At 75.6% G+C, this 5,555-nt stretch carries 4 protein-coding genes; all 4 read left to right on the forward strand.

Features of this window, described 5'->3' with window-relative positions; genetic code table 11:
• Positions 1 to 810 (forward strand): glycosyltransferase (locus COGEMETH_RS05405; protein WP_444980407.1); only part of this gene is annotated, 810 nt, incomplete at its 5' end.
• Positions 798 to 2,741: a glycosyltransferase gene (locus tag COGEMETH_RS05410; RefSeq protein ID WP_238181586.1), complete on the forward strand. Its 1,944-nt coding sequence runs from the start codon at positions 798 to 800 to the stop codon at positions 2,739 to 2,741. The genes COGEMETH_RS05405 and COGEMETH_RS05410, both read left to right, overlap by 13 nt.
• On the forward strand, positions 2,738 to 4,579 hold the full coding sequence (locus tag COGEMETH_RS05415; protein WP_238181587.1) for an ABC transporter ATP-binding protein: 1,842 nt from the start codon (positions 2,738 to 2,740) through the stop codon (positions 4,577 to 4,579). Before COGEMETH_RS05410 ends, COGEMETH_RS05415 begins: the two co-directional genes overlap by 4 nt.
• Positions 4,576 to 5,460: a hypothetical protein gene (locus COGEMETH_RS05420; protein WP_238181588.1), complete on the forward strand. Its 885-nt coding sequence runs from the start codon at positions 4,576 to 4,578 to the stop codon at positions 5,458 to 5,460. Before COGEMETH_RS05415 ends, COGEMETH_RS05420 begins: the two co-directional genes overlap by 4 nt.
• Positions 5,461 to 5,555: the final 95 nt, after the last annotated feature.

Genomic DNA, 5,555 nt, shown 5'->3' on the forward strand with positions numbered 1-5,555 from the left:
GGAGCGCCGTATCCGGACAACGCGCTCCCCTTTACCGACTTAGCTCGCGGGCCACCCTCCCCCGCAGAGGGGGGAGGGAAGCGCGCGGTGCCAAACCCCGGCCCCATCACCCTCGCCTATCACGGCCTCGACCTCGCCCGCTTCCCGCCGCCGCCCGCCCGTCCGCCGCGCGACGGGGCGGACCCGGACGACCCGTTGCAGATCCTCTGCGTCGGCCGGCTGGTGGCCAAGAAGGGCCATGACGACCTGATCGCGGCGCTCGCCGCCCTCCCCGCCGCCCTGCACTGGCGCCTCGTGCTGATCGGCGGTGGCGAACTGCGCGGGGACCTGGAGGCCGGCGTGCGGGCGCGCGGCCTGTGGCAGCGCGTGGAATTCCGCGGGGCGCAGGCACAGCCGGCGGTGATCGCGGCGATGCGGGCGGCCGACCTGTTCGTGCTGCCGGCCAAGCCCGCGCCGTCCGGCGACCGCGACGGCCTGCCCAACGTGCTGATGGAGGCGGCAAGCCAGGGGCTTCCGATCCTGGCGACCGACTTCGCCGGCACGCCGGAATTCATCGTGCACGGCCTCCACGGGACACTGGTCCGCCCCGGCGATCCGGCCGCACTCGCGGCCGCCGTCGGTGCCCTCGCCCGCGACCCGGCCGGGCGGCAGCGTATGGCCGAGGCCGCCCGGGCCCGGCTCGCGCGGGAGTTTTCCATCGCCGCGGGCATCGACCTCATCGAGACCCGCCTGCGCGCCAGCGCCGGCCTGGCGCCCGCGTCCACGGTGTCGGCCCCGCAGACGCGGGAGGCTCACGCATGCGCGTCCTGATCGCGGTGACGCATCTCCTCGGGGCGGGGCACCTCACCCGCGCGGCGGCGCTCGCCCGCGCATCGGCGGCCGCCGGCCACGAGACCGTGCTGGTCTCCGGCGGTGCGCCGGCGCCCCTGGTGCGGCTCGATGGGGTGCGCCTCATCCAGCTTCCGCCGCTCCACGTGCGCGGCACGGAGTTCGGGCGCCTCCTCGACGCGCAGGGCCGCGAGGCGGAGCCCGGGACCCTGGCCCTGCGGCGGGCGATGCTCCTCGACGCCCTCGCGGAGACGGCCCCCGACGCGGTCGTGACCGAGCTGTTCCCCTTCGGCCGCCGGGCGCTGGCCGCCGAGTTCCTGGCGCTGGCCGAGGCCGCCTCCGCCCGCCGCCCGCGCCTCCTGCTGCTGGCCTCGATCCGCGACGTGCTGGTGGCGCCGGAGAAGCCCGGCCGGGTGCGGGAGACGCACGAGCGGATCGCCCGCCTCTACGACGCGGTGCTCGTCCACGGCGATCCCGGCCTCGTGCCGCTCGCCGCCTCCTGGCCGGTGGACGATCCGTTGCGCGAAAAGCTGCGCTACACCGGCTACGTCGACGAGGGGGCGGCCGTGACCGCGGGCGGCTCCCGCGCCGGCATCCTGGTCTCGGCCGGATCGAGCGCGGCCGGGCTCGGCCTCCTGCGCGCCGCCGCGGAGGCCGCCCGCCTGCGCCCCGACCTCGGCTGGACGATCCTGGCCGGCCACGGCATCCCCGAATCGGACCTTCTGGCGATGGGCCGGGGCTTGGGCGCGGGCGTGCTGGCCCGCGCGCGGCCCGACTACCGGGCCTTGCTGGCGCGCGCGGCCCTCTCCGTCAGCCAGTGCGGCTACAACACCGCCGTGGACCTGCTGGCCACGGGCACGCCCGCATTGCTCGTCCCCTTCGAAGCCGGGCGCGAGACCGAGCAGCGCCTGCGGGCCGAACGCCTCGCGGAGCGCGGGCTGGCGCAGGTGCTGCCGGAGGCCGGCCTCGACGCGGCGGGCCTCCTGCGCGGCGTCACGGCCGCCCTCGCCGAGCCCAGGCCCGGCCCGCACGGCCTGGACCTCGACGGCGCCGCCCGCACGGTCGCATTCATCGAAGACTTGGCGCGCCGCCCGGAACGGGCATCGCGCGGGCGTCCGGCCCTGGACCGCCTGCGCGCGACCCTCTACGCGGCCGGCGCCCGCGGCATCCGGGTGCCGATGTGGTGGCGGGACGACGACGCGGTCGCCGCGACCCCGGCCCTGGACCGCCTCCTGGGGCTGGCCGAGGCCCACGCCGTGCCGCTGCTGCTGGCCGCGATCCCGGCCCGGATCGCGCCGTCGCTGACCGAGCGCCTGCACCGAGCCCGCGGGGTGAGCGTCGCCGTGCACGGCCTCGCCCATTCGGATCATGCCCTGCCGGGCGAAAAACCCGCCGAGTTCGGTCCTCACAGGCCGCTGCCGGCCCTGCTCGCGGATGCGACCGAGGCGCTGCGGCTCGCCCGCGCACGTCTCTCGGCCGAAGCCTTGCTGCCGGTCTTCGTGCCCCCCTGGAACCGCCTCGCGCCGGACCTCGAGGCGGCGCTCCCAGGCCTCGGCTATGCCGGGCTGTCGGCGGCGGACGGCCCGCCCGTCCCCGGCCTCTTCCGGGCCGACGCGCAGCTCGATCCGATCGACTGGCGCGGCAGCCGATCGCTGGACGACCCCGAGCATCTCATCGACCGCCTGACCCGGCTGATCGAGCGGAGCCCGATGCGCCCCATCGGCCTCCTGACCCACCACCTCGCCCACGACGCGGCGCTGTGGGCCTTCCTCGCCGAATGGCTGCCCGTCCTGTTCGGCCATCCGGCCGTGACGGTCTGCGACCCGCGACACCTGTTCCGCGCGGCTCCTGTGGACGTGGGCGCCGGCGCGGGGCCAGTATCGGCCCCCGGCCGGCATGCGAGGGCCTCGTGAACCCGCTCCTGTCCATCCGCGACCTCACGGTGGCGTTCCGCAACCAGGGCGAGACGTTCACGGCCCTGCACGGCCTCTCCCTCGACGTGGCGCGGGGGCGGACGCTGGCGCTGGTCGGTGAATCGGGCTCGGGCAAGTCGGTGACGGCCCAGGCGATCCTGCGGATTTTGCCGCGCACGGCGGCGATCACGGGCGGGCGCATCCTGTTCGAGGACGGGGCCGCGCAAACCGACATCGCCGCCCTGCCCCCGGACGGGCGCGCCATGCGGGCCCTGCGCGGGCGATCCGTCGCGATGATCTTCCAGGAGCCGATGACCTGCCTCTCGCCGCTGCACAGCATCGGCGACCAGGTCGGCGAGGCGCTGCGCGTCCATACCGGCGCCGGCCGGCGGGAGGCGGATGCGCGTACCCGCGAGGCGTTGGCGCGGGTGGGCTTCCCCGATCCGGACAGGGCCCTGCGCACCTACCCGTTCGAGCTCTCCGGGGGGCTGCGCCAGCGCGCGATGATCGCCATGGCGCTGATCCTGAAGCCCGCCCTGCTGGTGGCCGACGAGCCGACCACGGCGCTCGACGTGACGACGCAGGCGCAGATCCTCGCCCTGCTGGCCCGGCTCCAGGACGAGACCGGGATGTCGATCCTGCTCATCACCCACGACCTCGGCGTCGTCGCCAACATGGCCCACGACGTGGCGGTGCTCTACCGCGGGCGCCTCGTGGAATCGGGCCCCCGCGACGTGGTGATGCGCAAGCCCGGCCACGCCTACCTGCGCGCCCTGCTCCACGCCGTGCCCCGCTTCGACATGGCGCCGGGGGAACGCCTTACCCCGATCCGCCCGGCCGACGCCGTGATCCCCGCGCGCGCGCCGGCCGCAGCCCCCGCGGGGCCGATCCTGCGGGTCGAGGGCATCAGCAAGAGCTTCACCCTGCGCGCCGGCCGGCTCTGGGACCGGCCGCGCGTCGTGCGGGCGGTCGCGGACGTGTCCCTGGCGATTCCGGCCGGGACGACCCTCGGGCTGGTGGGCGAATCGGGCTCCGGCAAGACCACCGTGTCGAAGATGGTGATGCGGGCGCTCAAGCCCGATTCCGGCCGCATCCTGTTCGACGACGGCGCCGGCCCGCGCGACGTGCACGGGCTGGCCGACGGCGACCTGTTCGCCTATCGCCGCGCGGTGCAGTTCGTGTTCCAGGACCCCTACGCGTCCCTCGATCCGCGCATGACGGTGCGCCAGATCCTCACCGAGCCGATGGAGATCCACGGCATCGCCGCCACGGACCGCCGGGCGCGGACGCGCGAACTGATGGCGATGGTGGGCCTGGATGCCGGCGCCCTCTCGCGCTACCCCCACGCCTTCTCCGGCGGCCAGCGCCAGCGCATCGGCATCGCCCGGGCGCTCGCCCTGGAGCCGCGGCTCCTGGTTCTGGACGAGCCGGTCTCGGCCCTCGACGTGTCGGTCCAGGCCCAGATCCTCAACCTGCTCAAGGACCTGCAAGGGGCGCTCGGCCTGTCCTACCTGATCGTCTCCCACAACCTCGCGGTGATCGACTACATGGCCGATGCGATCAGCGTGATGTGCCGGGGCCGCATCGTGGAGGAAGCGCCCCGCGCCGCCCTGTTCCGGGCGCCCGCCCACCCCTACACGCGGGCGCTGCTGGCCGCCGTGCCCGACCCCAGCCTCGACCATCCCCTCGACTTCGCGGCGGTGAGCGGCGACCTCTCCGACCCCGCCTGCTGGCCGGAGCCCTACCGGCTCGGACCCGACGAGGCCGGGCGGATGGAGAGCGTGGAGCCCGGCCACCGCGTCCGCCTCGGCCCGGCGCAGGCGCGGCGCGTCGCATGACCCCCCGGCCCTCCCGCACCCTGGAACGCCTGCGCCGCCGGGTGCTGTCGCCCCTGTTCGACCGCCTCGGCTACGACCTCGTCCCGGCCGCCCCCGACTGGTCGCACCGCCCGACCTCCGCGCGCGAGGTCGAGGCGCTGCTGTCGGCCGCGGCCGACAGCCTGGGCCGGGATCTGGCCGCCTCCGGCATCTCAGGCCCCGGTGACGTGCGCGAGGACGTGCGGCGGTTCTGGGACCTGATCCCCAAAACCCCCGTGCGCCAGCGCCGGGGCGGCAGCGGCTTCAACGGCGCGCTCCAGCTCTACGTGGCGATGCGGGCGCTCCAACCCCGCTGCGTCATCGAATCCGGGGTGTTTCGCGGGCTCACCACCTGGGTGATCCGGCAGGCCTGCCCGGACGCCGCGATCTTCTGCCACGACCCCGACCTCTCCGGCCTGCACTACCGCGACCCGGCTGCCCGCTACGCGACCACCGACTGGTCGGCGGCCGACTGGTCCGGCCTCGATCCGGGAGCGACCGTGGCCTTCTTCGACGACCACGTGGCGCAGGGGCGGCGCGTGCTGGAGGCGCGGGCGCTGGGCCTCACCCGCCTGCTCTTCGACGACGACGCGGCCGGCCATCGCATCCACGCCCATGGCGGTCCCGCCCACCCCACCATCGCGATGATCCGGGCTTTTCGCGATGACCCTGAGCCCATTCGCTGGCTGCGCAACGGCCGCGCCTTCGAGCAGCCGGCCGACGACCCCCGCGTGCGGGAGGCCGGCGCCTGCATCGCCCGGGCGCATGCCTTCGACGACCTGCACCGGGCGACGGGGTATTCCCCCGCGCGGCTGACCTACGTGGCCCTGCATGCGCCCGTGCCTCCGGAGGTGGCGGCATGAGCGGGCGGGACGGGCAAACGGATATGCCGGAATCCGGCGAGTTTCTGCCGGAGGACGCGGGCCTTCCCTCCCCCCCCTGCGGGGGAGGGTGGCCC

Origin of the sequence: Methylobacterium trifolii (genome assembly GCF_022179685.1) — a bacterium.
Lineage (GTDB): Bacteria > Pseudomonadota > Alphaproteobacteria > Rhizobiales > Beijerinckiaceae > Methylobacterium > Methylobacterium trifolii.